Annotated in this window: 22 protein-coding genes and 1 pseudogene; 6 read left to right on the top strand and 17 right to left on the bottom strand. The window is 64.4% G+C overall.

What is annotated here, in order from left to right; translation table 11 throughout:
• Positions 1-344 precede the first annotated feature (344 nt).
• The 3 genes from K940_RS33695 to K940_RS29300 all read right to left on the bottom strand — a co-directional run bounded on the left by K940_RS33695 (position 345) and on the right by K940_RS29300 (position 2,072).
• Positions 345-491: a hypothetical protein gene (locus K940_RS33695; RefSeq protein WP_231390436.1), complete on the bottom strand. Its 147-nt coding sequence runs from the start codon at positions 489-491 to the stop codon at positions 345-347.
• 82 nt (positions 492-573) lie between these two features.
• Positions 574-1,209, bottom strand: a complete 636-nt coding sequence (locus K940_RS0119345) for a recombinase family protein (protein WP_231390437.1) — start codon at positions 1,207-1,209, stop codon at positions 574-576.
• A 260-nt stretch (positions 1,210-1,469) separates the two neighbouring features.
• Positions 1,470-2,072, bottom strand: coding sequence for a TetR/AcrR family transcriptional regulator (locus K940_RS29300; RefSeq protein WP_036529322.1), 603 nt, complete (start codon positions 2,070-2,072; stop codon positions 1,470-1,472).
• 104 nt (positions 2,073-2,176) lie between these two features.
• Here K940_RS29300 and K940_RS0119360 point away from each other — a divergent pair, with 104 nt between their 5' ends.
• A complete protein-coding gene (locus K940_RS0119360) occupies positions 2,177-3,067 on the top strand; it encodes an alpha/beta fold hydrolase (protein ID WP_028478871.1) in 891 nt (296 codons plus the stop codon).
• A 36-nt stretch (positions 3,068-3,103) separates the two neighbouring features.
• On the opposite strand, the pseudogene K940_RS34155 reads toward K940_RS0119360, so the two are convergent.
• Positions 3,104-5,543, bottom strand: a pseudogene (locus tag K940_RS34155) (Tn3 family transposase).
• 177 nt (positions 5,544-5,720) lie between these two features.
• Here K940_RS34155 and K940_RS0119370 point away from each other — a divergent pair.
• On the top strand, positions 5,721-6,005 hold the full coding sequence (locus tag K940_RS0119370) for a hypothetical protein (RefSeq protein WP_028478872.1): 285 nt from the start codon (positions 5,721-5,723) through the stop codon (positions 6,003-6,005).
• A gap of 4 nt (positions 6,006-6,009) precedes the next feature.
• On the opposite strand, the gene K940_RS32490 is transcribed toward K940_RS0119370, so the two are convergent.
• The 3 genes from K940_RS32490 to K940_RS0119385 all read right to left on the bottom strand — a co-directional run bounded on the left by K940_RS32490 (position 6,010) and on the right by K940_RS0119385 (position 6,889).
• Entirely contained in the window at positions 6,010-6,153 is a 144-nt protein-coding gene (locus K940_RS32490; RefSeq protein ID WP_155980979.1) for a hypothetical protein, read from the bottom strand.
• 164 nt (positions 6,154-6,317) lie between these two features.
• Positions 6,318-6,674 (bottom strand): type II toxin-antitoxin system PemK/MazF family toxin, encoded by a 357-nt coding sequence (locus K940_RS0119380; RefSeq protein ID WP_028478873.1) that lies wholly within the window; start codon positions 6,672-6,674, stop codon positions 6,318-6,320.
• Positions 6,671-6,889 (bottom strand): toxin-antitoxin system protein, encoded by a 219-nt coding sequence (locus K940_RS0119385; protein WP_155980980.1) that lies wholly within the window; start codon positions 6,887-6,889, stop codon positions 6,671-6,673. Before K940_RS0119385 ends, K940_RS0119380 begins: the two co-directional genes overlap by 4 nt.
• Before the next feature lie 231 nt (positions 6,890-7,120).
• On the opposite strand from K940_RS0119385, the gene K940_RS29310 reads away from it, so the two are divergent.
• The gene (locus K940_RS29310) at positions 7,121-7,720 is read left to right on the top strand and encodes an NUDIX hydrolase (RefSeq protein ID WP_081706493.1); all 600 of its coding nucleotides are present in this window, start codon (positions 7,121-7,123) and stop codon (positions 7,718-7,720) included.
• Between the two features lie 6 nt (positions 7,721-7,726).
• Here K940_RS29310 and K940_RS0119395 read toward each other — a convergent pair whose 3' ends face one another.
• From K940_RS0119395 to K940_RS29325, 6 genes are all read right to left on the bottom strand, one after another.
• Positions 7,727-8,065, bottom strand: a complete 339-nt coding sequence (locus K940_RS0119395; protein WP_196812281.1) for a hypothetical protein — start codon at positions 8,063-8,065, stop codon at positions 7,727-7,729.
• Complete coding sequence (locus tag K940_RS0119400; protein WP_155980982.1) at positions 8,058-8,297, bottom strand: hypothetical protein; 240 nt, start codon at positions 8,295-8,297, stop codon at positions 8,058-8,060. Before K940_RS0119400 ends, K940_RS0119395 begins: the two co-directional genes overlap by 8 nt.
• Entirely contained in the window at positions 8,294-8,674 is a 381-nt protein-coding gene (locus tag K940_RS0119405; protein ID WP_028478877.1) for a hypothetical protein, read from the bottom strand. The genes K940_RS0119400 and K940_RS0119405 overlap by 4 nt, the downstream gene beginning before the upstream one ends.
• Positions 8,671-9,138 carry a hypothetical protein gene (locus tag K940_RS29315; RefSeq protein ID WP_051407374.1) on the bottom strand — a complete coding sequence of 156 codons (468 nt, stop codon included), beginning with the start codon at positions 9,136-9,138 and terminating at the stop codon, positions 8,671-8,673. The genes K940_RS0119405 and K940_RS29315 overlap by 4 nt, the downstream gene beginning before the upstream one ends.
• A gap of 2 nt (positions 9,139-9,140) precedes the next feature.
• Positions 9,141-9,599, bottom strand: a complete 459-nt coding sequence (locus K940_RS29320; protein ID WP_051407375.1) for a hypothetical protein — start codon at positions 9,597-9,599, stop codon at positions 9,141-9,143.
• Positions 9,600-9,941: 342 nt separating this feature from the next.
• Positions 9,942-10,226, bottom strand: coding sequence for a hypothetical protein (locus K940_RS29325; RefSeq protein ID WP_036529327.1), 285 nt, complete (start codon positions 10,224-10,226; stop codon positions 9,942-9,944).
• Positions 10,227-10,568: 342 nt separating this feature from the next.
• Between K940_RS29325 and K940_RS0119425 the strand changes: the two genes are divergently transcribed.
• The 3 genes from K940_RS0119425 to K940_RS34160 all read left to right on the top strand — a co-directional run bounded on the left by K940_RS0119425 (position 10,569) and on the right by K940_RS34160 (position 12,393).
• On the top strand, positions 10,569-11,474 hold the full coding sequence (locus K940_RS0119425; protein WP_231390439.1) for a helix-turn-helix transcriptional regulator: 906 nt from the start codon (positions 10,569-10,571) through the stop codon (positions 11,472-11,474).
• Between the two features lie 5 nt (positions 11,475-11,479).
• Positions 11,480-11,881 carry a DUF397 domain-containing protein gene (locus K940_RS0119430; RefSeq protein WP_231390440.1) on the top strand — a complete coding sequence of 134 codons (402 nt, stop codon included), beginning with the start codon at positions 11,480-11,482 and terminating at the stop codon, positions 11,879-11,881.
• Between the two features lie 254 nt (positions 11,882-12,135).
• Positions 12,136-12,393 carry a helix-turn-helix domain-containing protein gene (locus K940_RS34160; protein WP_196812282.1) on the top strand — a complete coding sequence of 86 codons (258 nt, stop codon included), beginning with the start codon at positions 12,136-12,138 and terminating at the stop codon, positions 12,391-12,393.
• On the opposite strand, the gene K940_RS34165 is transcribed toward K940_RS34160, so the two are convergent.
• The 4 genes from K940_RS34165 to K940_RS0119450 all read right to left on the bottom strand — a co-directional run.
• Entirely contained in the window at positions 12,291-13,133 is an 843-nt protein-coding gene (locus tag K940_RS34165) for an endonuclease/exonuclease/phosphatase family protein (RefSeq protein WP_028478880.1), read from the bottom strand. The two genes, K940_RS34160 and K940_RS34165, sit on opposite strands and share 103 nt — an antisense overlap.
• Entirely contained in the window at positions 13,130-13,786 is a 657-nt protein-coding gene (locus tag K940_RS29330; protein ID WP_036529332.1) for a hypothetical protein, read from the bottom strand. The genes K940_RS34165 and K940_RS29330 overlap by 4 nt, the downstream gene beginning before the upstream one ends.
• On the bottom strand, positions 13,783-14,814 hold the full coding sequence (locus tag K940_RS0119445) for a formyltransferase family protein (RefSeq protein WP_196812283.1): 1,032 nt from the start codon (positions 14,812-14,814) through the stop codon (positions 13,783-13,785). The genes K940_RS29330 and K940_RS0119445 overlap by 4 nt, the downstream gene beginning before the upstream one ends.
• Before the next feature lie 554 nt (positions 14,815-15,368).
• Positions 15,369-15,627 (bottom strand): ATP-binding protein (locus tag K940_RS0119450; RefSeq protein WP_028476999.1); only part of this gene is annotated, 259 nt, incomplete at its 5' end.

Consider the following 15,627-nt stretch of genomic DNA (forward strand, 5'->3'; position numbering starts at 1 on the left):
CGATCCGAGCGCTCTGCCATTGTGAGACGCCGTCGGCGGGGAAGATGTGGCAGGCGGGGCCAGTTGTGGCTATCGGTCGAGAGTTGTTGACTCGGTGGGTGTTGTGGGGGTCGCCGTAGTATCGGCCGAATTTCGGGCGGATATGGTGTAGCCGCTGGTCAGTGGGTGCGGGGCGTGCCAGGACCGATGAGGCTGGTCAGTTCGCGCATGGCCTGGGGTGAGGGTTTGAAGTAGCGACGCAGGTTCTCGGCCTTGCGGTGCCGCGACTTTGCCAACAGCTCGAGCAGGCTCGCGCCGGATTCGCCGAGGTGTGTCAGCCCGAAGTGCCGCAGTTCGTGTAGGTCTCAGCCGATGCCGGGCCCGTCCGGGGCGGTGGCGGCGTCGAGCAGATCGCGGGCCTGGTCGTAGGACAGCCGGGCGAGTCCGGTGCCGGGGCACAGGTCGCGGTCGGCGAGGTGTTTGGGGTCCTGGTAGTAATCGTGCGGAAACAACGACAATGGCTTGACCAGCGTTGATGGCGAGCATTCGGCATACCTGTAAGGAACGCGTTACCACGGGCATAGCGCCACGGCGCTATGCCCGTGGTGCGGTGCCGCTGACGATTCGGTGGATGGTGGAGCGGCCGACGCTGTATTCCTCGGCGAGATCGGCCAGGCTCGCGTCGTCGTCGAGATCGTGGTAGCGGCGATGAATCGTCTTCCGTGCTGCCAGGGGAAGTTTCGGCTGTTTGCCCTTGAGGCGGCCTTTCGCGCGTGCCTTCGCCATGCCCTCGCGGGTGCGCAGGTGGTTCAGGTTGGCCTCGAATTCGGCGACCATGGCCAAGGTCTGCAGGAACAGTTTGCCGAACGGGTCGTGCCAGTCGTAGATCGAGCTGGCGAGCCCGAACAGGACGTCACGCTTGCGCAGGTCGGTCAGAATGTCGCCGACCTCGGCCATGTTGCGGGCGAACCGGTCGAATTTCGTCGTGGTGAACACCGCCTGCCGGCCGGTAGCGGCCGCTGCCGCCGAGGTGACCGCAGCGAGCGCGTTGTCGAGCCCGGTGCGGTTCTTGCGGGTGGTTCCGGAGAAGCCTTTGTCGATGAAGATCCGCTCGCGCGGCACCCCGAGCGCGAGCAGCTGCTCGGTCTGGAGCTCAACATCCTGTTCGTCGGTGGAACAACGGCAGTATCCGACGCGAAACGGGGTGCCCATACTCCCGTAGTGTTCCATATAGGGAGGGTTCACCGGAACAGTTCGTGGAACACTCTTGCGGAACACTATTGAGCTGGGCAGATCCGCGGCGGAGCAGGTGTTCCGTTAGCCGATCGGCTTACGGAACAGAGGTGGCGATTCGGCCGAAGGCCGCGGTCGGGCGCTTCCTCGCGACCTCGGAGGATTGCCCTGATGTGATCCTGGCCTGCAGGTCGTTCATCGCGCCGCGCAGTCTGCGATTCGATGATGGCTCTTTGAACTGGTTGCTATCGGCGGGGCTACGGTTCGAGCATCCGATCGAGCAATCTGTCCAGGAGTTCGGCGGCATCTTCTGTGGCTGGGCAGTCAACGAGGAAGCCTTGGACCAAGCCGCCGACGGTGGAGGCGATCAATTGAGCGTCAAGCTCGAGTGCTCGTGCGGCGATGGGTGTTTCGGCGATGCGGAGACGCCGAAGTTGTTCGGCCGTGGTATCGACCACGAATCGAGGCGCACCCAGGGTATCGGCGGCGCCGATCTCGGCTCCGGTCAGCGTTGCGTGATGGAAGGCGCCCAGGACGATGGAATCGTCCCGTCGGGCATCGTCAAGGGGCAGGAGTTCGGTGAAGAGCGTTCGAAGGATGTCGCGGGGCGTGGCCGATTCGCCGAGAGCTGCGAGTTCGCGCGCAAACCTGGTTGCGGCTCGCACCATTACCGCTCGATGGGTGGCGAGTAGGAATTCGCGTTTGGTTCCGAAGTAGTACTGCACCAATCGCACCGAGACGCCAGCTTCGGCGGCCACTGATTGGAAGGTCGCGGCCTCTAGTCCGCCGCTGGCGATGACTCGCCGTGCGGCGTTGGTGATCTGGTGTCGTCGTTGTTCGTGATCGGCCAACCGCGGCATTTGACCTGCCGCCTCCTTCCGGGATTGCCTGACCGACACTTGATGGTACGCCCATACCATCTATATGGTATGTTGATATCATCAACGATGATGAAGGGGATGCCATGGCAAAGATCGGACGGTTCAAGAACGAGCAGGTGCGGGATGCCTATCTAGCCGCCTACGCGGACTTGGAGGCGTTGTCGTCAGTTCCGGCGACGACGTTGGATATTCAGACATCCTTCGGGACCACCCACGTTCGCCGGTGCGGTTCAGGGGCCGGGACACCGATCGTGCTGTTGCATTCGTTCGGTGGCAACGGCCTGTATTGGGACTTCGTCATCGAAGATCTCAGCACGGACCGCGTCGTGTTCGCGCTGGACACAATCGGTACGGCCGGCAAGAGCGTGCAGACCGCACCGATCGGCAAAGAAGCCGACTTCGCGGCATGGTTCGACGAGGTCATGGCCGGGCTCGACGTTGACCGCGCTCACGTGATGGGGTTATCGCAGGGCGCGTGGCACGGGGCACTCGTGACCGTACATGCCCCGCAGCGGGTGGCGAGTCTGATCCTCGTCGAGCCGAACGGCGTCATCACCAAGATGAAGTGGAGTGTCCTGTTCAAGATCATGCGCTTCGGGATGAGCTCCTCAGATGAGAACTGGAAGAAGATGACCGCCTGGCTCACCCCGGGTGTCACGATGAGCGACACGGCATTTGCTTGTGCACGAGCCGCGCTCGGATACAGGACCCGACTTGGTTGGGCTCGGGTCCTCAAAGATGCCGAACTGCGGTCGATCACCGTGTCGATGCTCGCGATCTTCGGTGGTGAATCGGTGGTCTGCGATCCCGTTCAGGCAGATGAGCGCATCACCGCACTCGTCCCGAACGCCGAAATCGAAATCTACCCCGGTATGGGACACGGTGTGCTTGACCAGATATCCGAGCGGGTCGTTTCTCGAATTCTGAACTTCGTTCAACAGCACGACCAAAAGGCCGCCTCGACCACGAGATAACTGCCGGCATCTGACTGGGTTCCGTAGGGGCACGGTTCAGAAGAGGGTGTCGCGGACCCGAAGTGGCCGGTAGCCGGTGGGTCCCAGTTGAGCCAATTCGGCGTCGATGTCGACCTCGATCGCGCCGAAGAAGTTGATGTTCTCGCTGTGCGCCGGGCTGATGTGCGCCAGCACTTCGTCATCGATCCGGCGTCCGGCTCGGCGCATCTGGTCGACGGCGAGCCCGTAATACTCGGTGGTCCAGGCGATCACGGCGTTCGTGGCGAGGGTCAAACACCAGGCTTGCTCGGTTTGGTCGTCGAGCTGGCGGGCGCGGATCGTGCCCTCGTGCGCGTAGAGCAGGTCCCGGCGCAGCGCGTGGAGGGATTCGCCTTTGTTGAGCTGGCGGGAAATCTTGCGCCGATAGTCCGGATCGGACAGGTAGCGGGCGGCGTAGACGGTGCGGCGCAGGGCTCCATATTCCTTGAGCGCGGTGGCGAGGGTGTTCTGCCGCCCGGAGGCGGACAGTTTGCCTACCAGCAGCGAGGCGGTGGTGTGCCCGAACTTCAGCGACCCGGCCAGCCGCAGCAGATCGTCCCAGTGCTCGGCGATCAGCTCCAGGTTGGCACGGCGGGTCATCAGCGGTCCGGCGTGTGGGAACCGGGCTTCGGTGTCCCGGCGGGGTCCGGGCCGGTACAGGGTGATCTTGCCCAGGTCCCGGATCCGGGGTGAGAGCTGCATCCCGAGCAGGTCGAACAGCCCGAAGTTGACCAGGGTCACGCCGTGGGTGTCGGTTGCGTGTTCGGTGATCGGCAGGTCCGTGGCGTTGCCGAGGATTTCATCGAGCACGTAGTGCGCTTCGCGTTTGGTGGCGACGATGATCTTCGTGCCGTAGGTGGCGTGCTGATCGGTGACATGGGTGTAGGTCGACAGCACCCGGCCGCCGTGGATGACCATCTCCCGCGCCGAGGTCGACTTGCCCCGGACTGGGAACCGCTGCCCGTCGCTCGACGACAACGTACCGACGCCGAATACCGTGGTCAGCGGAAGCCGCTGGTGGTAGTCGATGATCGCGAGGTTCGCCGCGCGCAGGGTCTCTATCCCGCACATACCATTCCGAAGTCCAGGCCAGGATGTCGTAGGAGATGCCGCAGGCCTCCGCCATCCGGGTCAGCCCGAGGTTCGTCGAGTGGGCCAGCAGCACCGCGATGAGATTGCGTTTGAGTTCCGGGGTGCGGGTGTGTTTGCCCGAGGCGTGGGTGAAGCAGTCCAGGTAGCCGGTGCGTTTGTCCAGCTCGATCAGCGGCGACACGATCGGCGCGAACGGCAGCATCTCGGTCAGCTCCGCCTTCAACGACTTCGCCTCGTCGGGGACGTCTTCGGCGGTCAACGGCGAGATCACCAGGTCCCCGGTCTCGTCCACGCGGACCGGGCCGTCCCCGCCGGACAGCACGTCTTCCAGCTCGCCGACCGCCTCGTGCAGCTCGTCGGTCACCGCGGCCAGGGCTTCGCCGGGGTCGGCGGGTTTGCCGACCAGGCGGCAGAACTCGGCGCGCTGCGGAGCCCATTGGTTGGTGGTGAGCAGGTAGGCGGCCGGGTCGGCGTAGCGGCGCGAACCGGGCACGTACACATCCCCGCTACGCAGCCCGTCCCGCAGCCCGAGCAGCACGCACAGCTCCCAGTAGTGCCGGTACGCGGTGACGCTGCCCGATTTCCGGGCCTCGTCGAGGTAGCCGTGCCACTTGGTCGGCACGAAACCGGCCGGCGCCTCGTCGAACACCTTGCGGCGGCCGGTCGCGTTCAACTCGCGCAGCATGTCGACGGCGATCAGTAGCTCGGTCGCTGCGGTCCCGCCGGCGAACCGCACCGCCGAGAGTACCGCCGGGGTGAACTGCCGCAGATAGTTGTAGGACAGATCCAGCGCGGCCAGATGCCCGTGATCACGCGCGAGGCGGTCGTAGGTCTCGGTCTGCGCCTGGTGGCGGGCGTGTGCGACGCGTTCCACCACCGTGACCGGGCCCGGCCGGATCACCCGCGCCGAGATCAGATATTCGCAGCCCAGCCGGAACAGCAACGTCGGGGAATCGTGCTCCATCGCCCTCGCCAGCAGGAACTCGTCTAGTTCCTTCGACTCCAGCGGTCCGGCCGGCCGCCAGCCCAGATACTGAGCGGCCAGCCGCGCATGCTCGGTACGGGTCTTGGCGCGCCTGCCATACGAACCGATCTCCACCCGATCCACCCGAAGCTGCTCGGCAAGCCGGGCCACCGCCACCGGCGGCGCCGCCGTCAGCCGGTCCGGCACGAACCCCAGCCACGGCAACGTGCACAACGCGACCGCCAGCCCCAACCGATCCGCCGGACCCCGGCCACGCCCCGGATCCACGAACGCCAGATCAGCCGGGGTCAGCGTGAAATACCGGAACAACTCTTCGCGGCTGATCTCCGAGAACCCCCGCAGACGCTCCAACTCCTCGTCCGCGAACACCCGCGTCGCCACGAACCCCAACCTCCAGCACGCCGATCAACCTCATCGGCAGCCAAGCCAAGCACCAACCACCCGACCCTGCATCTCGAACGCGAAAACCGTTCTTTACCAGCCGACTACGCCATATCCGCCCGAAATTCGGCCGATACTACGGCGACCCCGGGATCGAGGGTCGCGGCGAGGTTTGGAGTGCTTCGTCCACGCCGCCCCCGCGTGCTGACCGGGGAACTGCGGATCGACGAGCTGATCGTGTCCTCCTCGGTCGAGTCGCTGAAGAAGGAGTCACCAGACCGGTTCTTCGGCCCGACCCTGGACCGGTACGGACTGACCCCAGCCGACGCCGTCCTCATCTACGACTGCGCCGACACCTGCGAGATCTTCCGTGCCTGGGGCGGATCGGCCTACCACTTCACCGAACCCGCCCGGCTACGCACCGACATCGCTCACCTGTTGCCCGAACTCGCAGGCGTCTGACCTGTCAGAACATGGTGTCGCGGACCCGCAGCGGCCGGTACCCTGTCGGCCCCAACTGTGCGAGTTCGGCGTCGATATCAACCTCGATAGCGCCGATGAAGTTGATGTTCTCACTGTGCGCCCGGGCACATCCGGCTCGTTCCCCCATGCACCCAGCGGCGGGTCGATCGCTCGGCGGTGGGTAGGCCGGCTCCGATGTCGAGGAACAGCGTGACTACCGGGGATCACTCAACGCCCTCCTACGCTCTTGGAAACACGGTGTGCTGTCGGTGACAGCTTCCGTGGTCGCCGGGGCTTGGAGCCTTCTCGCAGTCAGCCTTCCATGACCGTGAAGTCGCTGATCCAGCGTCGGATCACCGCCAGGTTCTGGCGACTGACCGAACCGGCGACCTTCCTGATTCTGTGGGTGCTGATCGTGCGGGGCTGTTCGGTCATGGCGAACGACACCTCGCTGAGCCCGAGGTCCTCACCGCGTAGCTGTACGTGGTGAGGCCACCCGCGATCGCTCGTGGTCACCGGGACGATGACGACCAGGTTGCGCACCGCGCGCAGGTAGTCGGCCGTGGAAATGATCACGGCCGGTCGCCGACCGTCCTGCTCGTGTCCCTTTGCGGGAGAAAGGTCGGTCCAGATAACGTCCCCAGGTCGATACGGCTGGGCCGCGCTCACCGAGCCTCGTCCAGGCCGTCATCGACGGTGTCGTCCCAGGCATCGAACTCGGCAACGTAGTCGGCGTCCACCTCGGCATACGCCGCGGCGACGGCGGCGAACCGGAGACGACGATCGTGCTCGTCGAGCAGGTGCTCGAGGGTCTGGGAGACGGTGCGGCCCTCTGCCTGAGCCAGAGTGCTCACGCGCTCACGCACCGACTGTTCTACTTTCATCGACGACATTGTGGCGCCCATGGTGCGTACCTCCCTTCAATCTGGATATCTCCAGGGTACATATCAGGGATACTTTTGTGGATACCTTTGGGGTGAGGTGGTGCTCACGATCTGGTTTCGGCGTTGCCATAGAGTGATAGAAGAGTCCAGCACCGGCCCGACCGGGGCGTCGGCGCGTTTTAGGGTTACTCGGTTGCCTTCCGAGATGCATTCCGCTATGGAGGAACCCTTGTGACATCTACCGACGATGCTCGCCGGGTCGTGCGGGATCTGGCCGCTTCCATCACCGCCCTCGATGACCTGGAGCAGGAAGCGCAGAAGTTCGTCCTGGCATGGATAGGCAGCGGTGCGCCGCTGTTCCGCGTGCGCAAGCCCGACGGCCCGCCGACCCACTTGTGTTCGTATGCGGTGATCTTCGATCGGCGTCGACGCTCGGTGCTGCTGGCCGATCACGTGAAGGCAAACGCCTGGTTGCCGCCCGGTGGACATGTCGACGACCAGGAAGACCCCCGGCACACGGTGTTGCGCGAAGCGCACGAGGAGTTGGGCATCGAGGCGGAGTTCGATCCGGTGTGCGGTGGTGAGCCACTGTTCTTGACCGTCACCCAGACCCGCGGAGAGTGCTCCCACACCGATGTGAGTTTCTGGTTCGCTCTCGCCGGTGACGAGGACATGGCGCTGCGGCGCGACCCCGCCGAGGCGCGCGAACTGCGGTGGTGGCCTATCGACAACGCCGTGTTGTGGGAGCCCTCCGACCAGTTCGACCCGGGCATGATGCGGTTCCTGGACAAACTTCGTGCTCATGGTGGGGTCAGCGAGCCGGTGGCCTGATCGGTTTCACAGGCCGATAGTGGTGATCATGGCGGAGTGGTCGGACAAGCCGGTGTCGATCGTCGTGGGGTCATAGCGGCACTCGGTCACGGCGCCACCGCGCTGGAAATCATCTACCGAACCCTGGATCTGCGTGAACGCATGGTGCTGGTCCCGACCAACACCAACTACGCGACCGCCGCGCTCGCGGCCGGAGCACGAGTCGAACTCTACGACGCGGGCCTGTACCTGGGGATGGCCGACCTCGAGCATCGGCTCACCGGCATAAGTCACCGGCCGAGCATCCGCAGCGTCGCCAGCTCCATCCGGAATCGATTCGTCACCGCTGAGTACACAGTCAGGCACGCGCACAACTCCCCATGTACTCGTCGTTGGCGCCGAGCTGCTCGCGCCATGAAGTCACCTGATCATCGGTGATCTTTGCGAACAAGACCGGCGGCACGGTGAACCCGGTTCCCGGACGCAGCCAGGCCAGGGATTCGACATTCGGGGTGGCCGGGGCCGCAGAGGGCCGGATGACCCGGGCTGGCATCGGCGCGCTGACCTCCGCCGAGGGACTGTTAGGTTCGGGATTCATCGACCACGCCATTCGTCGTAGGACTCGCTCCCTGCGCGCTGGTGGAGATCGCCCTCGAGATGACGACCAGGCCGGGTGATGGAGTACGGTCGACCGCTCCCACGCGGCCAACACATTGGGGGTTCCGCCGTCCAGACGTCGGCGATTCGCCGCACGGTATCCATCCACCCGCGCAGGTGCCTCTCCGAAGGGACTAGGACCACATCGCTCTTGGCCGAGCTCAGGTGCGCCAGAAGGACGGCCAGGTCGCCCGCGATGTGGATGTCGCGGGCCGACAGTTCCAGCCGCATCCGGCGCGCCAAGGTGTGCAAGCTGTCTACCTCGGCTTGCACACCCTTGCCTGAGTGGTCCTGGCGGACGATCGCGATTGCTCTCATGAGGCCACGCTTCGAGAACTCAACGACACCGGCGGTGTCGTTGCCAGCGGAATCCTGACCCACGTCAGCGTGCCGCCTGATGGCGGTGCGACGCGGCCGCGCTCAGCGAAAGCAGTCAGGGTGTCGGCCACCGGCTTGTCAACGGGGTTCGCGGTCCCGTGGATCTGGACTTCCAGCGCCGCTCCGCGCCGAAGTAGCCGCACGGTCACCTCACTGGCTGGCGACAGATCCGGGAAGCCGGTTGTGACCCGGGCGAAGATGTCTGGCTCTGCTGCGTCCATCGCTTCGGCGAGCATCGGCAGGACGATCTGCTCGACAGGTTCGGTCAGGCCTCGTACGCGGGCGAGGGTCAGCGGTTGGTGTGTCTGGAGCTGAGCCAGTCCAACGATGGCCTTGGCTGCATCACTGGCAGTCCTGATGCTGTTCGGACTGAAATGTGGTGGGCGGCGATTGGTGTGGGTCATGATTAGCATGCCGTCGGCAGGGCGCGTGCCGCTTCCAGAACGATGGTGGCCAGGGTGTCGAAGTTGGGGCGGTTCTCGTCGATCGGCTCCTCCATCCAGATGCGGCGGGTGTCGGACGGACCCGGAAGCGTGATCAACGAACCGTGGACGGTTCGAATTGCCTGATACTTGAAGAGTGTGGGCAAGATGTGCACCGCCCGTGAATCGCCAGTCGGCGCGCGTTGGGTGAGGAAGGTCAAGAATCCGGTGTCGATGTTCTCGATCGTCGGGGTCGGCTCATGGAGTCGGAGCAACTCGGTCCGCACTCGGTCACCCAGTGGCCGAGGCATCTGGATCGCGTCGACGTGACCTGCCCGCAGGACGATCTGGTCGTGCTGGTTGACCTCGACGCCGATGAAATGGTTCTCCTTGGCATACCTCGCGCAGCGTGCGGCAGGGGTTTCGGTCAGGGCTATAGCCATAGTTCCTCGCAGGGCATTCGGTTGTCGGGAAGGAATCCGCCGGGCAGTTCGACGGCGGTGATTGCGGGGTTGTGACCGTCTGACCACTTCCGCAGGAAGTTCTGGACCGCGGTCCGGCAGCCGCGGCAGTCGAAAACCTGGTTGGCCCAGAGGAATCGAAGATGGACATCAGGCTCGCTCGGCCGCGGCGAGCTCGGGCTCGAGCTCGGGCTCGGGCTCGGGCTCGGGCGCTGCGGTTTGCCACCAACGCAGTGGGCCGGAACGTCGGGATGAACTACCAGGTCCATCGCGGAAACCTCCGCTGGTTCGCGAGCTGGCGAGCGCGGTATGCGGGCAGCGGGGTCAGCTGGCACGCGATGCCGAGCTCACCGGCCACTGCGAGCGGGGCGTGGCCCATACCGAGCTCATCGAGCCAGCCGAAGATCTGTGCCCACAATGGTCCTCGTCGCTTGCCGGGCGGGGCTGGGGAAGCACCTCGGCCAGTTTGATCGTGGCCAGCGCCTGGTCCAGCGTGAGTGTCCGCCCGCGCAGTTGCTGCACGACCCACTGGTTGCACCCGACGGAGATTGCGGAGACAGCGGTGAGGTCGCTCGAGATCGTTCGGCCGGAAGCCAGATGAATGGACATGGTCAGTCCTCCGGGTCGTACGCGTGGGGCGCGCGAATGCTGTGAGTGGGTGCCGGGCGCAGCGGCAGAGTGACGCCACCGTGTTGCCTGAAGTCGCACTGAGCTGTCGTCATCAGTCCACCTGCATGGGCCTTGTCAACGGAGCGACCACCTTCCGCGGTCACTGTGTCTTGCCGTGCGCCAGGTTGGCACAGTGACACGCACTGTGCACGGCAAACGGTAAACTTCGGCGCGGAGAGTGGGTTTGCTCTGACCTTGCGTCAGCTCGGTCAACGAGCGGTACCGTGTGACAGGATATGGAATGTGACAGAACGTCACTGTGCAGCAGAGGAGGTGTGACTGGTGTCGCATGCTGCTATTTCGGCCAATGGCGACCGACTCTCGCCCTACAGCCGCCGATTGCACCTCGGCGACCGACTGCGCACCCTGCGCCAAGAGCAAGACCGCTCAATTCAGCAGGTGGCCAAGGCCGCCGACATCGACCGAACCCTGCTCACCCGCATCGAAACCGCACAACGGCGAGTCACGGCCGATGTCATCATGACGGTGGCCGAACACCTCGGCGTCGAGCAACATTCGCCCCTCTGGCAGGAGTTCTACGCCCTGGCCCGCGACGCCGGCCAGGCCGGATGGTGGGAGAGTCGGGCGTTTAGAGGGTTATCCGATCGGCAGGCCCTACCAGCCGATCTCGAAGCCGGCGCCAGCCGAATCCGGTGGTACGACTTCGCCTTGGTCCCTGGACTTCTCCAGTCACCGGCCTACGTCCGTGCCCGACACGATGCCGCGGTCACCAATGACCACTCCTCGGACAATCCAGTCGAAATCCGCGCCCGCGAGCGGCGCCAACAGCAAGCACTCACCGAGGGCGGCCCTCGGATCGAGGTCATCGTCGAAGAGACCGTTGTCCGTCGCCGGGTCGTCCCCACGCCAGCGATGCTCGAACAGCTGGAGCACCTGCTGAAGCTCATCGACAGAAACGGTCAGATCGACGTCCGCATCCTGCCTGTCGGTGGCGAGCTGCTCGGACTGCGGGCTCCTCGATCGCCCTGGGAAATCTACGACTTCGCCGCCGGTGATCCACCGCTGGTAATGGTCGAGTCGTTAACCGACGATGTGCTGCTGAGAGACCACGCCGAGGTAACCCGCCACGAACGCCTCTGGAAGCGACTGCACGAGATCGCCCTACCTCCGGACGACAGTCGTGAACTCATCGCGCGCAGTGCCGAAGTTCTTGCAAAGGAGCAGTGAAGTACATGAGCAATACGATCGCGGCAGGGCACAGGCCCCTCGACGGGTATGTCAAGGCATCTGCCAGTGACGGGGGCGGACAATGTGTCCTCGTCCGCCGAAAGGTAGGAGAGGAGTCCATCTTCATCCGGGACAGCAAGTACAGCCGCGACCCCCGAAATCGTCCGGACAAGGAACCAGTCATCGAAATGCCGGCCGCTGCATGGGGTGCGTTCCAGGCTGCAGTCCTGGGCGGTTCCCCCTGGCCAGCTGTTCCGGGGCAGCCCCACTTCGATGAGGCCGTCGACGGCGGAGCGACACTGCTAGGTGCAGATGGAACGACGCTGTTCTTCACGGCGGCGGAATGGACCGCATTCAAAGCTGGTTTGGGCGCAGGAGAATTCGACCCACAGCAGATCGCCGCGTAGATTGCGGTGCCCAGAGCTCGGAAGCCATGCCATCCTGCGCGGTTACGCTGCCACTGTGAACAATGTGCGCATGTGGGTGGAAGCTCGGGAACATGCATCAGGCGGCGCTCATGTCCCGGGGGCCTAGCCTCGGGACATGAACCCGTATTCCGCAGCGGGCATTCCAGCTGCCGATCCCTGGTCGACTTAAGAAACTTAGGTCTAAAACTGACGGAGGTTGTTGACACTGTGGGCTCCTGATACGAAGGAGTCCCGTGCCCGAACGTGCATGGAGTGAGAAGGATCTGGTCCGGCGTGCGAACCGGCGCCTAGCGGTGCTTCGGCATGCCGAGGAGGTCAGCGGCAACGTGGCCGCGACCTGCCGCTACTACGGCATCAGCCGCAACATCTTCTACCGATGGAAGCGCCGCTACGAGGACGAAGGGCTCGACGGGCTCAAGGATCGCTCCAGCGCTCCGCTGCACTGCCCGACCGTCACAGAACCCGCGTGCTCGCGTGTGCTGTGGTCGTAGGCGCAGGCGGTGATCTGGTTTGTTCCGGGCCGGGTAAAAGTGTGGTCGATGCGTTGATTTCCGAACCGGCGGCTGAACCAGCTGTATTCGACGGTCTCGGGGTGTAGTTCGCGGTATGCGTCGCGTAGTCCGAGCCCGAGCAGGTCGATATAGAACTGGTAGTCGTGGGGTTGGAACTGCGGCAGACGGGGGTTGTGGCCGGGTTCGATGACATTGAAGTCTCCGGCAACGACCATGGTGGGCAGGGTGATTCGGCGAAGGTAGTCGATCACTCGGTGTTGGAACACGCTGCGGCGGCGGCTGCTGTCGCTGTTCATGCCATTGGTTGGTGCATAGACCGCCACTACCCGTACAGGTGCGGTGTCGGGGCCGATATCGACGGCTGTGACACGGGGGCCGAGGAGGCTGGCGGGAACGGGTGTGGTGGCCACGCCGCGTGTAGCGATTACCGAGCAGAAGCGGTCGTTGTCCGCGCGGGAAGCGCCATTGGTGGCGGTGTCGTATCCCTCGGCACGAAGACTGGCCAGCAGGTCACGGCATCCGTGAGAGGTCCGCATCTCGGTCAATATCAGAACGTCGTCGCCGCGGGTCAGCAGCCACTGCGCTAGCTTGTGCGCCCGGCTACGGCTGGGACTGGCGACATTGAGTGCGCAGATCCGCAGTGCATCGGTGGGTTGCCGAGGTTCTCGCTCGCAACCGAGAGCGCCGAACAGCATCCCTTGCTCGTCGAGATCTGTCATGTGGTCAGAAGAGTTTGGGCGGCATCGATGGCTCCCGCGAGTTCTGTTGGGGTGAGTTGTTTTCGCTCCCGTTGGTCAGGCGTTTCCTGTTGGGCGCCGCGGACCCAGAAAAATTCGTTGGCGGCGGCGTCGTGGATGAGGAACCGTTGCTTGGCCGCCGGACCCCGTATCAGTAGTGAGGCGGTGTTGGTGGCGGCGGACACGGTGTGCACGCTGGTGTGGTGCAGGGCGTAGGTGTGTCCCGGTTGCTCGTGGCGGGTCAGTAGAGGGCGCAGCGCATTTGGATCGGTGGCCTCGTCGAAGTCGCTGTCAGGGCCAAATATGCGGTGCTGATAGCTGCCGTGCAAGATGCGGCTGGCGAAGGACCAGCGGTGGTTGTGTGGCCGGTCGAAGAAGCCGCCTCGGTATAGGTGCAGGCGTACGCGCACACCGTGGGTGGGGTCGTCGTAGAGGACTAGTTTCCGCATGAAGTCGAAGCCCTCACACATCTCGGCCAGGGTGGGATCGTCAGCGGTCTTGCAGATCAGCGAAGCCAACAGTGCCCGGTCGGTGCTCATCGCGTCGAACACTGGTGTACATCCGGCCAGGATCGAGTCGGTGTCATTCCAATCGATGCCGCTCAGCGACGCAAAGCTCGAGTGAGGCGCGGTCACACCAGCTCACCTTCTTCGTCATGGTTGTTGTAGGGGGAGGCGTCGAGGATCCGCTTCAGGTGCGGATGCAGCCGGTAGTAGCGGCACGGTGTCCCCTGCTGGGCGGTGAGATCGGGGAGTATGCCGGTAGCTGCAACCTGGCCAGCCGCCGTCTCCAACAGCCGAATCTGAGCGGAGCGGACGCGGGCTGCCAGGGTCGCTGTCGGCGTCGGCTCGATCGTTGTGGTGGCGATGATCTCGCCAGTGTCGGCTCGGGCGCGCGCCATATGGGCGGTGCACACGATCGGCTGGTTGGTGATCACAGCCCACCCGACCGCGTCCATACCGCGTACGGCGGGCAGCGCCCCATTGTGGGCATTGATCGCGCCCAGACGTGCTGTTGCTAGTACCTGTGTCGGCACGACGGGCATCCCGGACAGGATGAGCAGGTCTATATCCATCATGCGCAGTACATCCACCACGTGGCGCCACGACCGGGCCTGCCCCGCTGCGATCTCGGCGGGCACCGACACTGCGTTGGGAGGTTGGGCCTGGGCGGCGGGATACCACGCCGTCGAGTAATTCGATGCCAGCGATTCGGTTTCGCCGTCGGGGGCATACCAACACACTGCGGCTGGAGCAATCTTCTGCTCCGCCATCGAAGCCACCAGGGATCGTCCCAACCTCCCCCCTGGCGGGGTCAGCACAGCTATCCGAGCGTTCATACGGCCGGTGTGGGGAGTCCGCTGCTGCTCATCTGATGTGTGCTTCTGATCTTGCATGTCGGGGCGGTTGTCGTTGGAGACGATGAGGTGTTGTTGCAGTCGTGTGCTCAACTGTCTGGTCGCGCTGCGAATGGCCAGGCCGAGGCCGCCGAGACGCTTGGCCAGAGTGGGATCCTGGGTGTCGCGGTAGGACAGCAGTGCCAGACCGGTGAGCTTGCAGGCGGTGTTGAAGTAGCGCGGGTCGCTGTGACGACGCAGCACCTCCACCAACTCAGGACCGGCGCGAGCCGCCGCCCCGCCAGCATCCCCAACACTGCCCAGCAAAACACCAGCACCTCAACAATTTCCGGCCCATACTTCGCCGGGTGCGGCGCGGCAGGACGAACAACTCTCGGCCGCAACGCCGTCCGCAACGCCTTGCGGGCATGATCACGATGCCAGCCCGTGGTGGCACACAACTCGTCGAGGATCTGAGCCTTGCCCGACTTATCCGCCCGCCGATAGCGAGTCGCGATCGTCGCCGGTCACAGCCCTACGTTCGGCCATCGTCAATCCCATCCCTCAGGCCCTAACGCACCCCTCTGGACCTGCCGCGACACCACGCCGCACGCGGGCATCCTCACATGAGGCAACGAAGCGATTGCGCGGGCATTTTGGATGAGTCAACGCGCCCCCTTGACGTCTAAGTGGCCGTGCTATAGTCTGCGTGTAGCTTCTATTGGCAGTCATCGGCCAATCTCCCTGCGCCAGCGCAGATCGCCAGCACAGACCTAAGTGATGCTGGCCGGCTTGGAAGCGCCGAGTGTCAATGTCGGTCGAATGTTGACCCAGCCAGTTCGCTGGAATCTTGACCCACCCTGGGTTTTCAGTCGTTGTTTTCAGTCGTTGGTCTTGGCCGCGGGGACGCGGCCGAGGTCTCGGTCTTTGAGGCGGTAGCTGTCTCCTTTCATCGAGATGACTTCAGCGTGGTGGACGAGGCGGTCGATCATCGCGGCCGCGACGACGTCGTCACCGAAGACCTCGCCCCATCGGCCGAAGGGTTTGTTGCTGGTGACGATGAGGCTGGCCCGCTCGTAGCGGGATGACACGAGCTGGAAGAACAGGTTCGCGGCCTCGGCTTCGAAGGGTATGTAGCCG

The sequence above is a fragment of the Nocardia sp. CNY236 genome (assembly GCF_000482385.1).
GTDB lineage: Bacteria > Actinomycetota > Actinomycetes > Mycobacteriales > Mycobacteriaceae > Nocardia.